This is a genomic window from Hyphococcus sp. (genome assembly GCF_965267305.1).
Classification (GTDB): domain Bacteria; phylum Pseudomonadota; class Alphaproteobacteria; order Caulobacterales; family Parvularculaceae; genus Hyphococcus.
The window spans coordinates 654030-669525 of sequence record NZ_OZ253945.1 but is presented as its reverse complement, the minus strand read 5'-3'; the positions used below and the strand labels follow the sequence as shown (position 1 = coordinate 669525).

Below are 15496 nucleotides of genomic sequence, written 5' to 3'. Positions count from 1 at the left end.
GCGTGCGGCTTCAGGCTTTCTTTCTGGCGGTAAGGCGGGGGGCCTTCGCCTTCTCGGAGACAGGTTTGATCGCAACGGCCGCGCCGTCAAGGCCCGCCTGATCTTCGATCATGCGGATAATCTGCGCAGAGGAGGCGATGACCTGACGGCTGCCTTCGCTTTTCGCCTTGGTGATCTTGACCTGCGTCTCCATGGCCTGGATGGCGTCATAGGCGCTGGTCGCGGCCGTCTGGAAATTGCCGATGAGTTCGTCGAGATCCGGAACGTCGCCTGACAGCTTTTCCTCTGCGATCGCGCGCAGGCGCACCACTTCGCCCCGCACTTCCTCCGCCTGCGCACGATATTTCCGGCGCGCCATCAAATTCGCGGCCAGCCAGCCGAGGAGAAGGCCGGCGAGCCCCGCCCCCGCGCTAATCAAAATAATGTTCTGCACCCCGATCGCCCCTTTGTCTTAGTCCATGCCCACTGGGGAAATTCTCGCATGCTGCGCCAATTTGGCAAGCTCTTCGGCGTCAAAGCTCGCCGGAATCGTAGGCCTTGAGGAGTCTTTTCGAGGCCATTTCGCGCCATACGCGCAAAAAATTCGCCTTCGCCCAGCCCAGATCGACCCGGTCGGGGCGCGCCAGCACCAGCTTGTGGTTCTTGTAGTGGTCGGTGAAGAAAAAAGTCTCCGGCGCGGTTTCGACCAGCATCTCCCGCTCCTCGAACGGAACCTTGAAGACCGGCGCGTCTTCCGACGGGCTCCAGAAGAACCACAGCTTGCCATGGGCCTTGAGACAGGGCTGGCCCCAGGAGACGGCCTCCGTCACGCCGGGAAGGCCGAGCGACAGCGCCAATTCTTCAGCGTCTCATAAGTGACGGGCGTCTTTTTGCGCGCAGCTTTTTTCGTTGCCGTTTTTTTGACGGTCATTTCGCGTCGGCTTTGGACCCGCCGCAGATTCCGGAAAACACAAGTTTCTCCCAGGCTTCTTCGGGCGTCGAGGCGTAGTGGAAGAGATCGAGATCGCCGGGGCTGATGACCTCATGTTCAACGAGGTGGCGAAAGTTGATCGCTTTGGTCCAGTACTCCTCGTCGAACAACACGACGGGAATGGTTTCGCTTTTGCCGGTCTGAATCAGCGTCAGAAGCTCGAACAATTCGTCGAACGTGCCGAATCCGCCGGGAAAGATCACCAGCGCTTTCGCCCGCATGGCGAAGTGCATCTTGCGCATGGCGAAATAATGAAACTGGAAGGTGAGGTCCGGCGTCGAATAGGCGTTCGGCTCCTGCTCGAAAGGAAGGCGGATGTTGAAACCGATGGAGGGCGCGCCAACGTCATGGGCGCCGCGGTTCGCCGCCTCCATGATGCCGCCGCCGCCGCCGGTGGTGATGACGTTCTCGCGCGTGCCGTCGTGATCCTTGTCTTTGGCGCCGCCGTTCTCCGATGCGATGCGGGCGAATTCGCGCGCCTGCGCGTACCAGCGCCCATGTTCGCCATTGCCGTTTTCATGGGTGCGCGCCGAGCCGAAAACGACAATAGTCGATTTGATGCCCCAGGCGCGCAAATGCTCCTCGGCTTTTTCGTATTCGAGGAGAAACCGAACCCCGCGCCGCGCATCGCTGAGGAGGAATTCCTGATCAAGCGCCGCCAGGAGATAGGCGGGCGAGGCCATTTGCGCGGAATTGTCGGGTTTCTTCCCGGTCATGAGATGACGCGTCCTTTCGCGGCTTCTTCCTTGATGAGCGCCTTATAAAGCGACTGCAGCTTCGTCACCATGGGGCCGGCGACCGCAGCAATCTTGCGGCCGTCGACTTCGGCGACTGGCGTCACGCCCGCAAAAGTGCCGGTGATGAAGGCTTCGTCAGCGTTGTAGACATCATGCAGCGAGAAATTGCGTTCTTGCACCTCGATCCCATTTGCTTTTGCAAGATCGATGATCGTGCGCCGCGTAATGCCGCCGAGACAGAAATCGCCGGTCGATGTCCACAAGGCGGCGTCGCGCGCGATGAAGAAATGCGTCGAGTTGCAGGTGGCGACGAAGCCGTGCGGATCGAGCATCAGGGCTTCGTCCGCGCCGGCCTTCGCCGCCTGGATGCAGGCCATGATGCAATTGAGTTTGGAATGGGAATTGAGCTTCTGGTCCTGCACGTCCGGATAGCCGCGGCGCACATGGGCGGTGAAAAGCCGCGCGCCCTTTTTCGCGTTCTCCGGCAGCGGCGCTTTGAACTCCGGAATGATGACGATGGTCGGCGGCGTGATCGTCGCCCGCGGGTCTTGATAAGGCGTCGCCTTCACCCCGCGCGTCACCATGAGGCGGATGTGAACGCCGTCATGGGCCTTGTTGGCGTCGAGGCAACGATACAAACGTTCCGCGAGCTCGGTCTTCGTCACCGGCATTTCGAAGTCGAGGGTCTTCGCGCCCTCATAGAGACGCCGCAAATGTTTGTCCAAAAACGCGATGACGCCTTTGCCGTCGGGACCGGGGTGAACGCGCAGGCCCTCCCACACGCCGTCGCCGAGGACGAAGCCTGAATCAAACACCGACACCGTCGCTTCGGCGCGGGGCTTCAATTCGCCGTTGATGTCGATCCTGATCGTTTCGTTGCGCTGGTCGGGCGTATAGGCGTGGGTCGAATAGGTCATAAATTCCGTTTTTTGCGGTCGCTTTTCAATTGTTTAGCGCTAATCGGCGGGATTTGCGACAGCGCCCGTGACCCGTTTTCCGGCAGGAATACGCTTAAACCGGTAGGAGCGGATAAGTCCGCCCGCACCAATGGGACAGGTGAGATGGCGCACAGGATAAAGACCGGGCTGATAATCGCGAGCCTCTTTTTTGCGATGGCGGCCTGCTCCGGGGGAAATGACGGCGAAGAGGCGGCTTACGGGGAGGGCGAAGAATACTGGGAGCGCGCCGCCGAAGTCGACGCCATGGTCGCAGCAGAGATCGAACACGTCGAGAGAATGGAAAGCTTATCGGCCCCCGATGCGCCGCGATTTCAGCAGCAGGGCGGCGCCCAGGTCTACAATGTGGCGAGCACCGGCGCGCAGGCCGGAGCCCCGCAACGCGCCATGGTCAAAACGACAGCGCAGCCGCTTCCCGACGGCGCCTATCGCGTGAAGCGGGTCGAGATCGTCGACCGCACCGGCTTCGAAAAGCCGCTGACCGCCTACACGATGATGATCCCCGTAGACTGGCAGGGACAGGGCGAGATCGTCTGGGGCCAGAATATGGGCTGCGGAAGCAGCGGCTATAATACGAATTTTTCGGCGTCGTCTCCCGATGGTCGTTCGGGCGTCCAGATCATACCGTCCTTCACATGGGTCTGGAATAATTTTTCGGGGCCGCAGCAGGCGGGCGGCTGTCCTTTCGTGCAGATCGGCGGCGTGCAGCAATATCTGCAGTATCTCGTGTCGCAAACGCGTCCCGGCGCGCAGATCATCGATTTCCGTCCTCGCCCGGACCTCTCCAAACCTTATGAACCGCTGAACTCCACGATGCCCATGGGCGGCGGCAGCGAAATGCGCACATGGGTGGAGGCCGGGGAGGTGCTGATCAGCGGCAATGTCAACGGCGCCGAAATCCGCGAGACGATCGCCGCCGTCGTCTATATGAATTACAGCCTAATGCGGGACGGGACCGGCATGGGCCCCGACATGCAGATCCTCTCCGGCTCGGCGATGCCCGCCTACGCCATGCGCGCGCCGAACGGCCAGCTCGATTTCACCTTTGCTGAGATGGTCCGCAAGACTTTGCGCATCGCGCCGGAATGGGGCCAGCGCATCGCACGGCACAACGCGAAGATTTCCGCGACGAATATCAAAGGGGCCCGGGACCGGTCGAATATCATCGCGAAAACGGGAAGCGAAATTCTCGACATGCAGATGGAAACCTGGCGCAACAGCAATGACAGCTCAGACCGGATGCAGCGGGAGTCTTCCGAGGCGATCCGTGGCGTCGAGACCTACAACGATCCCTATTACGGCGGCACCGTGGAGCTCGACCACACTTACGACAACGCCTGGCAGCTCAATGACGGCAGTTATGTGCTGACCAATGACGCCATGTTCGAGCCCTATCGCGATCTCGGGATCGATGGCCAGAAACTCGAAGTCACGCAATGACAGGACAAATTATCATGAGAAAACTTATTCTTGGCGCCGCCCTTGCGGTCACCGCAACGGCCGCGTCGGCGCAGGACGGCTTCGGACAACAGCCGCAGCAACAGCAGCCTTATCCGCAACAGCAAGGCCAGTACCCTCAGCAGGGGCAGTATCCGCAACAGGGCCAGTATCCGCAGCAACAGCCACAAGCCTATCCACAACAACAGCCCCAACAATATCCGCAGCAGCAACCCCAGCAGCAACCATGGGGCGGCCAGCAGCCGGGCCCCGCTCCGCAGCAGGGGGGCGGCGGCAATCTCGATCAGCTCGCGCAGATGGAGCGTCAGGATTTCGGCGTGCAGCCCACGAGCCAGTTGCATTCGGGCGCCATGCACGGGCCCACGCCCGCAAGCATTCCGGGCGGGCAGGTCATCACCACGAAAGGGATCATGGAGCTGGTGCAGAGACGCCAGGCGCCGTTTATTATTCTCGACGTGCTTGGCGGTCAGGAATTGCTGCCCGGCGCCACCTACGCCGTGCCGGCGCATCAGGCCGGCAGTTTCAACGACGCGACACAACGCGAATTCGGCCAGTTCCTGCAGCAGATGACTGGCGGCAATAAAGAGGTTGCGCTGATCCTTTACTGCCAGTCGAACCAGTGCTGGATGTCCTATAACGCGGCCTTGCGCGCCATCAATCTCGGCTACAAGAACGTGCTCTGGTATCGCGGCGGGATCGAGGCCTGGAAAGCGGCGGGCCAACAGACCATGACGCCGCAACAGATGCAGCAAATGCAACAACAGATGCAGCAGCAAGGCCAGCAGCGGCAGTAGTCAAAAAGTCAGTACAGAGAAATTCAGGCCTTGCGGCGCAGCGCTGCGGGCGTCTCGGCGGGCTTTGCGGCCGTGACGTCCAGGCGTTTCGGCGCGCGCATCAGCTCCGCCGACAACTGATCCTGTTCCGCGTGGCGCAGCCGGCGAAACAAAGCGTCCGCGCGCGCGCTGCGCGATTGCGAAGTGGTGCCCAGCCGCAGGAACAATTCCTGCGTCGTAACGTCCATCCGGCTCATTCGAGGCCCCCCGGCTTTTTCGTTTCCCCAAGGGTGATTCGGCTTGGTTAACAAAAAGTTAAGAAACGGCCTTGGCGGCGAAGACTTCCTCGTGACGCGCGCAGATTTTCGGCCAAAGGCCCGCCGCTGGCGGGAGATCAAGTCCGAAACGCTCCCGCAGCGCTGAAAGATAGTGCTCAGCGTCGGTGAGTACATCGACGATCTTGTTGTCGTTAGAGAGCGCTGTGAAGACGCGCCCCCGCAGGCAGATATGCCGATCCGGCAGCCAGCGTTGCGTCACTGCGTTCTGCACGAAAGGCGAGTCTTCACTCGTCTGCAAAAAGCCGCAGAGTTTTTCGAGAAGGTTTTCATCCGTCACGGAGCGGTTGAAGTCGAATGCCGGTCCGCCGCCGCGCGGATCGTTGTGATAGCGGACCCAGCCACCGCCGATATCTTCAAGCCGGCAGTGAAATGGGCCGTTTTGAAACGCGCCCATTCGTAAGGGGATAGCTTCGATCAGCCCGTCGCCGAACCCCGCGTCGGCGAGCCACGGTTCATCGAGATCAACGATCAAAACGAGATGATTGCCGATGGACCCGTCGCCGCGTTCATTACGCGCAACCGCACCGGCGAGACGCTCGACCTTGAAACCGATTTCTTCCAGCGCCCAGCCGAGAAGCCCGTTCATTTCGTAGCACCAGCCGCCGCGGCGGCGCGTGACGATCTTGTCGAAGGCGGCGGCAGGCGCGCGCGTCACCGGCGCGCCAAACTGAACGTCGAGATTTTCGTAAGGGATCGCTTCCACATGCGCGCGATGAACGGCTTTCAGCACGCTCGCGTCAGGGCGCACGGGGCCGTCATACCCGATGCGGTCGAAATAGGCGGAAAGGTTCATAGAGTGGCGCTTACGCCTTTACCTTCACATAGCTTCCCGGCGCGTCCTCGATGATGGAAAGGCCGCCATCCCCGGGCTGACGCGCTTGCGTTTCGCCGGGGCTGATCTTGTTGAGCCACTCGATCCAGTAAGGCCACCATGAGCCGGGATGCCGCTCGGCGCCCGCCTTCCACTCTTCCAGGGTCGCTGGCAAGCGATTATTGGTGGAATGGTGATATTTGTGCTTGTCCGGATGGTTGATGACCCCGGCGATATGGCCGGAGCCCGCCAGCATATATTCCACATTGTCATTGTCGCCCGACGCGAAAAGCCGCGCCGTTCTGTAGACGGAATTATGCGGCGCGATGTGATCGGTCTCGCCCGCCTGCATGAAGATGGGAACATTCACTTCAGAAAGATCGAGACGGAAATTATCCATCACCATCTCGCCCTTGGCGAGGCGGTTATATTGATAGAACTCGCGCAGATAAAAAAGATGCACATTCTTGGGCATGCGCGTCGCATCGGAGTTCCAGAACAGGAGATCGAAGCGCGCCGGGTCCTTGCCCTTTAGATAATTGTCGATGACGAAGGACCAGATGAGGTCGTTGGAGCGCAGCATGTTGAAGGTCGTCGCCATGGCGCGCCCTTCGAGAACGCCGCCGGCCGCATCCATCTGTTTTTCGATGGCGTCGAGCTGTTCGTCGTCGACGAAGAGGAGGAGGTCGCCGGATTCCTTGAAATCCGCCTGCGCCGTAAAAAACGTCGCCGAGTTGACGCGGCCGTCGCCGTTTTTGGCCATGAGCGCGAGCGCCGTCGACAGCATGGTCCCGCCGATGCAATAGCCGATTGTATCCGCCTTCTTTTCGCCGGTCGCCTTTTCGACGGCGCCGAGCGCTTCGAAGAGCCCCTGCTTGATGTAATCCTCGAAAGTCTTGTCTTTGAGTTCCGGTCCGGGATTGACCCAGCTCATGACGAAGACCGTGCGGCCCTGATCCACCAGCCAGTGGATGAAGGAGTTCTGCGGCTGGAGATCGAGAATATAGAATTTGTTGATCCAGGGCGGAACGATGAGCATGGGCGTTTTCGCCACCGTCTCCGTCGTCGGCGAATACTGGATAAGCTGGAAAATCTCGTTCTGGAAAACGACCTTGCCCGGCGTCGTCGCGATGTTCTCGCCGAGTTTGAAGTAATCGAGATCGGCCTGACGGATCGCCAACTCGCCATGGCCGCGGTCGATGTCTTCGAGCAGGTTTTTCAGCCCTTTCAATAGATTTTCGCCTTTCGACTCCAGCGTCGCCTCTATCACTTCCGGATTGAGCATGGCGAAGTTCGATGGCGCGAAGGCGTCGATGAACTGGCGGGTGAAAAACTCCGCCTTTTTCTTTTCGTGCTCGTCTTCGAATTCGATCTGGGCGATGGTCGTTTCGAGCCAGCGCGCGAAGATCAGATAGGACTGTTTCACAAAGTCCAGCATGGGATTTTCATTCCACGCCGGATGCGCGAAGCGCTTGTCGCCGGGCGGCGGCGCTATGGCGGGCTTGACCTCTTCGCCGGCGGCGCGCCGGGACATGTTGGCCATCAGCCGGGCGTAGTCGCCCCAGAGATTGAACTGGCGCTGCATGACCATGCCGGGATCGATGGAAAGTCCCTTCAGCATCTCCTGAAACGCCTCGCCGATATTCAACGGGTCGGCGGAAAGCTGGCCGGTGAAGCGGCGGATGTCCTGATTGCGGACAGCGAATTCGCGCAAGACCTCCTGACTGCGGCCGCTGACTTCGGTGAGATATTCCGACAGGGCGTCGAAATCCTGATAGAGGGAGCGTTGTTCCGAATCCGGGGCCGGGTCCGGCTTTTTCTTCGGGCTCTCGGGCGGCGCGGCGGCCGCCGCGGGTTTTTCGCTCTTTCCCGGCGCTTTCGGAGCGGTTTTCTTGGAAGCCCCCTTGGTGGCGGCCTTTTTTGGGGCCGCCTTTTTCTTTTTGCCGGCGGTGGTTTTTTTGCCTGATTTTTCTTTCACTTGCGCCATACGCCCGGTTAAGGGTTAAAGAAACCTGTCATTTCTGTCGTCAGTCGCCTTTATAGGATGGCCCCGTGTCCGGTGTAAAACAGTCCTGTCTGCTGCGCCTCGCCCGGTTTGCGGTAGCGTGCGGGGTTGGTGTCATGCTGGCAGGCTGCGAATCCGGCGATCTCGCGCGCTTTGCCCCGCCGGGCATTGTCAAATATGAGGACCTTGCGGGCGATCAGCCGGTCAACCCCAATGTCGCCCGGCGCATCGAAGAGCGCCGCGAGGAAGAGGGTGCGGGAAAGTTCCCACGATTGGCGGAGACGCCGGACGAAGGCGACCGGCCGGAGAAAAAGCCCAGAAAGGAACTCGCGGCGGAGAAGGCGGCGCTGGTTGACGCTCGCGAGACGCTGGCAGAAGAGGTTGCGGCCGACCGCGCCGGGGCGGAAGCCGAGCTCAACCGCGATCTTACCGCCGAGAGCGATGAATTGAAAACCCGCATCGATGCCGACAGCGCCGCCGCGGCCCGTGAACGGCGCGACAAGCTCGTCCCGGCGGAACAGCATCCTGACCGGGAACAATGATTGCATAGAACCCCTTCAAGAACCTCTTACTGACCGCTTGCCGGAACAACTTACGGAAAGACCCACATGCCCACTGATGAAAAGTTTCTAGACCGCGTTCTCACCATGGAAGTGGGCCGTTGCACCGAGGCCGCCGCCATCGCCGCCTCGAAGATGATCGGCCGCGGCGACAAGGAAGGCGCCGACCAGGAAGCCGTGACGGCGCTTCGCGACGCGCTCAACAAGCTGCACATTGACGGCAAGGTCGTCATCGGCGAGGGCGAGCGCGACGAGGCGCCCATGCTCTATATCGGCGAGAAGGTCGGGCTCGGGGACGGTCCGAAAGTCGACATCGCGCTCGATCCGCTCGAAGGCACGACCTTGACCGCCAAGGCTATGTCCAATGCGCTTGCTGTCGTCGCCATGGCGCAAGGCGGCACGCTCCTCCATGCGCCTGATGTCTATATGGACAAGATCGCCTGCGGCCCGGGCTACCCGGAAGGCGTGATCGATCTCGACGCGCCGGTGGAGGACAACATCGCCGCGCTCGCCAAAGCCAAGAATGTGGGCACGGATGACATCACGCTGTGTATTCTCGACCGCGAGCGCCACAAGCCGCTGATCGACGGCGCGCGCAAAATGGGCTCGCGCGTCTTTCTCATTCCCGACGGCGACGTCGCCGGCGTCTTCCATACGACCGAGCCATCCACCGGCATCGATCTTTATGTGGGGCAGGGCGGCGCGCCGGAAGGCGTTCTCGCCGCGGCGGCGCTGCGCTGCGTCGGCGGCCAGATGCAAGGGCGCCTCCATTTCCGCAATGACGATGAGCGTGGCCGCGCGGAGCGCATCGGCATCACGGATCTCGATAAAAAATATAATCTCATGGATCTCGCGTCTGGCGACGTCTTCTTTGCGGCGACGGGCGTCACCAACGGCACGATGCTTGACGGCGTCAAATGGGAGCCGGGCTATGTCTCGACGCATACCGTCGTAATGCGTTCGAAGACCGGCACGATCCGTTACATCCGCGCGCGCACGCGCCGCTAGGAGGGAATAATGTCAGAAGAACAGCTTCCCGAACTGCCCGACCGCCTCAGCGTCAATCCGAAGAGCCCGCATTTCAACGCGGACGTCTTCCAGCGCGACATCGGCATCCGCATCAACGGCAAAGAAAAAACCAATGTCGAGGAATACTGCGTTTCTGAAGGCTGGATCAAAGTCGCCGTCGGAAAAAGCATGGACCGCCACGGCAACCCGCTGACCATGACGCTGAAGGGCGAAGTCGAACCGTTTTACAAAGAACGGAAGTAACCGCAAGAAACGGGCGGCGGCGCGCGGTTCGGCGCGCTAGGACGTGGGGCGAAACAAGGAGCTTCGCCCCATGGCTGCAAATCTAAGGCTCGTTCGCCCGCCCCAAGGAAACGACGAGGCCCGCTGGGCCGCCGTTGCGCGCCGCGACTCCTCGGCCGACGGATCGTTCTGGTCCTGCGTGAAGACAACGGGCGTTTATTGCCGCCCATCCTGCGCAGGCCGACCCAAGCGCGAGAATGTGTTTTTCGTCGAAAGCCGCGCGGATGCGGAGGCTGCGGGGTTTCGTCCCTGCAAGCGTTGCCGTCCGGACCGGTTTGTCGCCGGAAGTCTGTCCGAACGTATCGATGCAATCGACTGGCCCCGCGTTCATGACGCGCTCAATGCGCAAGGCTGGGCTGCACTGGGAAGGCTCTTGAGCGACGAGGACTGCGCCAGCCTGATTGACGGGTATAGCGACGATGAACGCTATCGGTCGACCATTGTGATGCGCCGCCACGGTTTCGGCGAAGGCGAGTATCGCTATTTCTCCTACAAGCCGCCAGAGGTCGTCTCGACGCTGCGGACGAGGGCTTACGAAAAACTCGCGCCGCTCGCCAATGAGTGGTCCGCCGCCATGAAGGAAAAGGGTCTCGCTTATCCCGCGAGCCATGAGGCCTATCGCCGCCGGTGCGCCGCTGCGGGGCAGACCCGTCCGACGCCGCTGATCCTCAAATACGGGCTCGGCGATTACAACCGTCTGCATCAGGATCTGTATGGGGGCGAGACTTTTCCGGTGCAGATTGCGGTGCTGCTGTCACAGCCAGGAAAGGATTTTTCCGGCGGCGAATTCGTCATGACCGAACAGGCCCCGCGGCGCCAGTCTCGCGCTGTCGTCGCGCCGCTGGAAAAAGGTTCAGCGATTGCTTTTGCGGTCAACGACCGGCCGGTGGAAGGCGCGCATGGAATCTATCGCGTGAAAATGCGCCATGGCGTCAGCGTTGTTACGGAGGGCGAGCGCTATTGCCTCGGCGTCATTTTTCACGACGCCGCCTGACCCAGTTAAGCCACCGACTGCGCAGCCGCCGCTTTCGGGCGCCGGAAGACCAGCGTCGCGGTCACGCCGCCGCCGACGCCGCCGGCGATGCTAAAGGAAGCGCCGTTCGCCTCCGCCACGGATTTGACCAGCGCGAGGCCGAGCCCGAGACCTTCATGCTGGCGCGAAAAGGAATTGTCCGCCTGCTGAAACGGCCTGCCAAGACGTTCGAGAACCTGCGGCGGCGCGCCTTCGCCGGTGTCGGAGATGCGGATGGCGACGCGTTCCGGATCGCATTTGATGAGAATGCTCACATGGCCGCCTTCGACATTGAATTTGACCGCGTTGGAGAGAAGCTCTCGGATCGCCATGCTTGCTTCTTCATGCTTGGCGACGATGTCGGCTCGGAGGCGCAAGGAATCGACGGAAACGGTGACGCCTTTGAGGCGCGCCGTCTTGCGGATTTTTTCGACTTCCGAATTCACGACGCCGACAATATCGGCCGTATCTTTCACCTCCGCGCCGGCGCTCGAAGCGAGGCGGGTGAATTCAAGAATGCGGTCGAGGACGTTCAACACCTGCTCGCCGCTGCCACGGATGTGTTTCACATATTCGACGGCGTTTTCCGTCTCAGAGAGGCCATTATCCTGTTCGAGGAGGCGCGCAAAGCCGACAATATGGTTGAGCGGCGTTCTGAGCTCATGGTTCATCACTGCAAGGAACGCGTCGCGCGCGTCATCAACCTTGTCGGGCGCGGGAAGCTGCTCTTCAATGACATTGTCGGCGCTCTGGAAGGCGTATTCATCGAGCGCCTGGCGCAGCGCCGCTTTCAGCTCGTCATTGTCGCACGGCTTGCGGAAGAATCGCATCACGCCGCCTTCATTGACGGCGGCCATGGCGGTTTCCTGATCGGAGTTGCCGGTCAGCATCAGGCGGCGGATCGCAGGCGCGCGCGACTTGACCGTTTTCAGAAGCTCAACGCCGTTCATCTCCGGCATCTGCATGTCGGCGACGATTACGGCGATGTCCGGATCCTTTGAGATCAGGTCCAGCGCTTCCGGCCCGCCATTCGCCGTGACGATGTTGAAGTCGAGCGACAGCCGCCGGCGCAGCGCCGCGATCAGCTTCGGCTCGTCATCGACGAGAAGAACTTTTTTAGGCTGCGATGATGTCATCATCCGGCTCCGTATCCGTATCGTTATCCATGTCCAGGAGAGGTTCTTGCAGAGCGCCTTTCAGCGGCAATTCGATGAGGAAGGTCGTGGCGTAACCGGGTTTGTCCACAAGGGTCAGCTTGCCGCCATGTCCTTTGACGATCGTGTCCTTGGCGAGCGCGAGCCCCTGGCCCGTGCCTTTCCCCACCGGTTTCGTCGTAAAGAACGGGTCGAAAATTTTCTGCTTCAGCTTTTCCGGCACGCCGCAGCCTGTGTCGCTGATCAAAATTTGCACCGCTTCGCCTTCAGCGCGGGTTTCGATTTCGATAAGTCCGCGGCCCTTGCCGGCCTCGTCGATGGCGTCGATGGCGTTGATGACGAGATTGAGGAACACCTGCTGCACCTGGCCCTTGCGGCAGCGCACGCGGGGCAAGGCCTGATCGAGTTTCGCTTCCACGTCAGCGACGTTCTTGCGGCGGTTTTTGCAGATGGCGAGCACATTGGTGAGGATGGCGTTGACGTCGACTTCATCCTTGTCGTCGGTGCCGGGATGGGCGAATTCCTTCATCAGGATGATGATGTCGCGCACCTGCTTGATGCCGTCGCGGGATTCCTTCAGCGCCGCGCCGATGTCATCGATGAGAGCCGTTAGATTTACCGATTGATTGAACTCATCGACCTGGGCGACTTCCTCTGGACAGCAACCTGCGATCGCTGCGGCCTGCTTCAATGCGTCGTAGCGATTATAGCTCTTCCAGATGATGCTGAGGCCCTCTTCGAGATAATCGAGATTGTCGCCGATGAACTGGATCGGCGTGTTGATCTCGTGAGATATCCCGGCGGAGAGGGCGCCGATGGCTTCGAGACGGCGCGCCTCGTCCATCTGGCTTTCCGTCTGCTTGCGCTTCTGTTCGGCGTTCACGCGCTGGGAAATGTCGTGGAAAAAAACCAGATAGCGGATCTGTTCGCCGATCGGCCCGACATAGCCGCGCACATCGACGGGAAATGAATCACCATTATGGCGCGCAGCCCGGCGATTTTCGATAAAGAACGGGCCCGGCCGGCGCCGCTTGAGTTCGGCGCTGAGGCCAGGAAGAAAATCATCGATGGTGCGTTTCTTCAGCGCCTGTTCATTCTGACGTAAATGCCGCTGCGCCATGGCGTTGCCGGAGAGAATGCGGAATTTTTCGTCGCAGGTGATGATCATGTCCGGCGCGACGTCCATGATTTCGGAAAGCAGCGTATAGACGGATTTGTAACTGTCGGATGCTTTTTCGAGCTGCGTGGTTTTTGCGTAAAGCTCGTTCGTCTTCTCTTCGAGAAGCTGCTCGGCTTGCTTTCGCGCCTCTTTTTCCCGCGCTACGATCTGTGTCAGCGCTTCGAGTTCTTTCAGCATGAAGTCGGTCCCGCTGGCGTCCAAAAAGCCCTCAAGAAAACAAAATCCCCCATCCGGAGGCGCAAATTCCCGGCATTGCCGCTCTTTTAGTAAACAACTAGAAGTTGATAATCTGATTAACGCTCCGCGGATCAGGGTTAGCGAAAGCTTGCTTTTTCGCCGCCGGAAAGCGCGGGAGCGCCGAATTTTAAGACTCTGGAAAGTTTCTCCGCCGGAAGCGGGCGAATCACCAAAAGCATGGAAACATGAACGCACGACCCGCCATCATTCCGGCCGTCCCCGGGACGCCGCTGATTGACCTGCCCGCCATGGGCGCGGCCGCCTCCGGCCGCCGCTGGCGGTTGCGCGAGGCGGACGCCGCCGTTGCGGCGGCCATTGGCGCCTCGGGGTTCGATCCGGTGCTCTCGCGTATTCTCGCCGCGCGCGGCGTCGGGGCGGATACGGTCGAACGCTATCTCGCGCCGTCCCTGCGCGACGAGATGCCGGATCCGTTCGTTCTGAAAGACATGGACCGCGCCGCCGAACGCCTGGCGCGCGCTGTCATCGACGGCGAGACCATCGGCGTCTTCGGCGATTACGACGTAGACGGAACAACGGCGTCGGCGATTTTGAAGCTCTATTTCGACGCCGTGGGCGCGGCGTCGTTGATCTATCTGCCAGACCGGATCAGCGAGGGTTACGGGCCCAGCGCCGAGGCGTTTCGCTCGCTCGCCAGAGATGGCGCCAGCCTCATCGTCACGGTCGATTGCGGGGCTGCGGCCCATGAGCCGATCGAGGAAGCCGCGCGTGATGGCGTCGGCATCATTGTTTTCGATCATCACCAGATGAGCGGACCGCCGCCCGCAGGCGCCGAAGCCGTGGTGAACCCGAACCGGCCCGACGATATGTCGGGCCTCGGCAACCTCTCCGCCGCGGGCGTCGCTTTCATGGGCGTTGTGGCGCTCAACCGCGCGTTGCGCGAAGCGGGCTGGTTCAGGGCCCGGCCGGAGCCGAACCTCATGAGCCTTCTCGATCTCGCGGCGCTGGGACTGGTCTGCGACGTGATGCCGATCACCGGGCTTACCCGCGTGATGGTGGCGCAGGGGCTCAAAATCCTCGGGGCCCAAGGCAATCCGGGCCTTAAGGCGCTGGGCGCGCGGGCGGGCGTCAAGGGCGCGCCGTCCTGTTACCATCTCGGTTTTCTGATCGGACCGCGCATTAATGCGGCGGGACGCATTGGCCATGCGCGGCTTGCCTTCGATCTGATGACCACCTCAGATGAGGCGCGGCGTCAGGAGCTGGCGGAAAAGCTTCACATCCTCAACGCCGAACGTCAGGAAATTGAGGCCGAGGTGCAGGCCGCCGCGCAGCGCGATATCGAGGTCCACCAGCGTCACGCCGATGACGTCATCGTCTCGGCGGGCGAGGGCTGGCACCCCGGCGTCATCGGCATCGTCGCGGGGCGGCTTAAAGAGATTTACGACCGTCCGGTGATTGTCATCGGCGTTGATGGCGGCGCCGGAAAAGGATCCGGACGCTCCATCACCGGCGTCGATCTCGGCGCGGCGGTGAGCGCGGCGCGCGAGGAGGGCTTGCTGACTTCGGGCGGCGGGCACGCCATGGCGGCGGGCCTTTCCATCGAGCCTTCGCGCATCGGCGATTTCCGGAGGATGGTGAACGACCGGCTCGCCCGCGCCGTGACGCTCGCCCGTGCTAATCGTTCTTACGACATCGACGCCGTGGTGGCGCCCACCGCCGTCACGAAAAGTTTCGCCGACCTGGCCGCGACGGCCGGCCCCTATGGGCCGGGCAATCCGGAGCCGGTGTTCGCGCTGCTCGACTGTCGCGCCGAATACATCAAAATCGTGGGCAAGGGACACCTCTCCCTGACGCTTGCAAGCGACACCGGAGAGACCGCGCGCGCCATCGCCTTCCGGGCTGAGGGCGAGGCGCTGGGCGAAATCCTGAGCTCCGGCCGCCGGATCCATGTCGCCGGGAAAATCCGGGCCGATGACTGGCGCGGCGGCGACGCGGGCCAGCTCCAGATCGCCGACGCTGCGCCGGCGCTTTAAGGC

At 61.3% G+C, this 15496-nt stretch carries 16 protein-coding genes; 7 read left to right on the top strand and 9 right to left on the bottom strand.

Annotated elements, in window-relative coordinates:
* Nucleotides 1-10 precede the first annotated feature (10 nt).
* From ACQY5P_RS03150 to ACQY5P_RS03135, 4 genes are all read right to left on the bottom strand, one after another.
* Complete coding sequence (locus ACQY5P_RS03150; RefSeq protein ID WP_428409393.1) at nt 11-433, bottom strand: hypothetical protein; 423 nt, start codon at nt 431-433, stop codon at nt 11-13.
* A gap of 79 nt (nt 434-512) precedes the next feature.
* Nucleotides 513-836, bottom strand: coding sequence for an MmcQ/YjbR family DNA-binding protein (locus ACQY5P_RS03145; protein WP_428409392.1), 324 nt, complete (start codon nt 834-836; stop codon nt 513-515).
* A 70-nt stretch (nt 837-906) separates the two neighbouring features.
* Complete coding sequence (locus ACQY5P_RS03140) at nt 907-1686, bottom strand: LOG family protein (RefSeq protein WP_428409391.1); 780 nt, start codon at nt 1684-1686, stop codon at nt 907-909.
* Nucleotides 1683-2624, bottom strand: a complete 942-nt coding sequence (locus tag ACQY5P_RS03135; RefSeq protein WP_428409390.1) for an aminotransferase class IV — start codon at nt 2622-2624, stop codon at nt 1683-1685. The genes ACQY5P_RS03140 and ACQY5P_RS03135 overlap by 4 nt, the downstream gene beginning before the upstream one ends.
* Nucleotides 2625-2768: 144 nt before the next feature.
* On the opposite strand from ACQY5P_RS03135, the gene ACQY5P_RS03130 reads away from it, so the two are divergent.
* Together ACQY5P_RS03130 and ACQY5P_RS03125 are read left to right on the top strand one after the other, a co-directional pair.
* Nucleotides 2769-4103, top strand: a complete 1335-nt coding sequence (locus ACQY5P_RS03130) for a hypothetical protein (RefSeq protein ID WP_428409389.1) — start codon at nt 2769-2771, stop codon at nt 4101-4103.
* Between the two features lie 14 nt (nt 4104-4117).
* On the top strand, nt 4118-4915 hold the full coding sequence (locus ACQY5P_RS03125) for a rhodanese-like domain-containing protein (RefSeq protein ID WP_428409388.1): 798 nt from the start codon (nt 4118-4120) through the stop codon (nt 4913-4915).
* A 23-nt stretch (nt 4916-4938) separates the two neighbouring features.
* On the opposite strand, the gene ACQY5P_RS03120 is transcribed toward ACQY5P_RS03125, so the two are convergent.
* Genes ACQY5P_RS03120 through phaC form a run of 3 tightly spaced genes read right to left on the bottom strand, consistent with a single transcriptional unit; the run spans nt 4939 to nt 8030 of the window.
* Nucleotides 4939-5151, bottom strand: a complete 213-nt coding sequence (locus ACQY5P_RS03120) for a hypothetical protein (protein ID WP_428409387.1) — start codon at nt 5149-5151, stop codon at nt 4939-4941.
* A gap of 58 nt (nt 5152-5209) precedes the next feature.
* Nucleotides 5210-6025 (bottom strand): arylamine N-acetyltransferase family protein, encoded by an 816-nt coding sequence (locus ACQY5P_RS03115; RefSeq protein ID WP_428409386.1) that lies wholly within the window; start codon nt 6023-6025, stop codon nt 5210-5212.
* 10 nt (nt 6026-6035) lie between these two features.
* The gene (gene phaC, locus ACQY5P_RS03110; RefSeq protein ID WP_428409385.1) at nt 6036-8030 is read right to left on the bottom strand and encodes a class I poly(R)-hydroxyalkanoic acid synthase; all 1995 of its coding nucleotides are present in this window, start codon (nt 8028-8030) and stop codon (nt 6036-6038) included.
* 134 nt (nt 8031-8164) lie between these two features.
* Between phaC and ACQY5P_RS03105 the strand changes: the two genes are divergently transcribed.
* From ACQY5P_RS03105 to ACQY5P_RS03090, 4 genes are all read left to right on the top strand, one after another.
* Nucleotides 8165-8590, top strand: coding sequence for a hypothetical protein (locus ACQY5P_RS03105; protein WP_428409384.1), 426 nt, complete (start codon nt 8165-8167; stop codon nt 8588-8590).
* Nucleotides 8591-8656: 66 nt separating this feature from the next.
* Entirely contained in the window at nt 8657-9616 is a 960-nt protein-coding gene (glpX, locus tag ACQY5P_RS03100; protein WP_428409383.1) for a class II fructose-bisphosphatase, read from the top strand.
* 9 nt (nt 9617-9625) lie between these two features.
* The gene (locus ACQY5P_RS03095; protein ID WP_428409382.1) at nt 9626-9880 is read left to right on the top strand and encodes a DUF3297 family protein; all 255 of its coding nucleotides are present in this window, start codon (nt 9626-9628) and stop codon (nt 9878-9880) included.
* Between the two features lie 70 nt (nt 9881-9950).
* Complete coding sequence (locus ACQY5P_RS03090) at nt 9951-10913, top strand: 2OG-Fe(II) oxygenase (protein WP_428409381.1); 963 nt, start codon at nt 9951-9953, stop codon at nt 10911-10913.
* Nucleotides 10914-10918: 5 nt separating this feature from the next.
* Here ACQY5P_RS03090 and ACQY5P_RS03085 read toward each other — a convergent pair whose 3' ends face one another.
* Nucleotides 10919-12070: a response regulator gene (locus tag ACQY5P_RS03085; protein WP_428409380.1), complete on the bottom strand. Its 1152-nt coding sequence runs from the start codon at nt 12068-12070 to the stop codon at nt 10919-10921.
* Nucleotides 12048-13442 (bottom strand): sensor histidine kinase, encoded by a 1395-nt coding sequence (locus ACQY5P_RS03080; protein WP_428409379.1) that lies wholly within the window; start codon nt 13440-13442, stop codon nt 12048-12050. Before ACQY5P_RS03080 ends, ACQY5P_RS03085 begins: the two co-directional genes overlap by 23 nt.
* A gap of 245 nt (nt 13443-13687) precedes the next feature.
* Here ACQY5P_RS03080 and recJ point away from each other — a divergent pair, with 245 nt between their 5' ends.
* Nucleotides 13688-15493 carry a single-stranded-DNA-specific exonuclease RecJ gene (gene recJ / locus ACQY5P_RS03075; RefSeq protein ID WP_428409378.1) on the top strand — a complete coding sequence of 602 codons (1806 nt, stop codon included), beginning with the start codon at nt 13688-13690 and terminating at the stop codon, nt 15491-15493.
* The last annotated feature ends 3 nt before the right edge of the window (nt 15494-15496 follow it).

Bases quoted from the DNA above. Each gene is read 5' to 3' on its own strand.
- ACQY5P_RS03140 (WP_428409391.1), bottom strand. From the start codon at position 1,686: ATGACCGGGAAGAAACCCGACAATTCCGCGCAAATGGCCTCGCCCGCC.
- ACQY5P_RS03135 (WP_428409390.1), bottom strand. From the start codon at position 2,624: ATGACCTATTCGACCCACGCCTATACGCCCGACCAGCGCAACGAAACG.
- ACQY5P_RS03130 (WP_428409389.1), top strand. From the start codon at position 2,769: ATGGCGCACAGGATAAAGACCGGGCTGATAATCGCGAGCCTCTTTTTT.
- ACQY5P_RS03125 (WP_428409388.1), top strand. From the start codon at position 4,118: ATGAGAAAACTTATTCTTGGCGCCGCCCTTGCGGTCACCGCAACGGCC.
- ACQY5P_RS03120 (WP_428409387.1), bottom strand. From the start codon at position 5,151: ATGAGCCGGATGGACGTTACGACGCAGGAATTGTTCCTGCGGCTGGGC.
- ACQY5P_RS03115 (WP_428409386.1), bottom strand. From the start codon at position 6,025: ATGAACCTTTCCGCCTATTTCGACCGCATCGGGTATGACGGCCCCGTG.
- phaC (WP_428409385.1), bottom strand. From the start codon at position 8,030: ATGGCGCAAGTGAAAGAAAAATCAGGCAAAAAAACCACCGCCGGCAAA.
- ACQY5P_RS03105 (WP_428409384.1), top strand. From the start codon at position 8,165: ATGCTGGCAGGCTGCGAATCCGGCGATCTCGCGCGCTTTGCCCCGCCG.
- glpX (WP_428409383.1), top strand. From the start codon at position 8,657: ATGCCCACTGATGAAAAGTTTCTAGACCGCGTTCTCACCATGGAAGTG.
- ACQY5P_RS03095 (WP_428409382.1), top strand. From the start codon at position 9,626: ATGTCAGAAGAACAGCTTCCCGAACTGCCCGACCGCCTCAGCGTCAAT.
- ACQY5P_RS03090 (WP_428409381.1), top strand. From the start codon at position 9,951: ATGGCTGCAAATCTAAGGCTCGTTCGCCCGCCCCAAGGAAACGACGAG.
- ACQY5P_RS03085 (WP_428409380.1), bottom strand. From the start codon at position 12,070: ATGATGACATCATCGCAGCCTAAAAAAGTTCTTCTCGTCGATGACGAG.
- ACQY5P_RS03080 (WP_428409379.1), bottom strand. From the start codon at position 13,442: ATGCTGAAAGAACTCGAAGCGCTGACACAGATCGTAGCGCGGGAAAAA.
- recJ (WP_428409378.1), top strand. From the start codon at position 13,688: ATGAACGCACGACCCGCCATCATTCCGGCCGTCCCCGGGACGCCGCTG.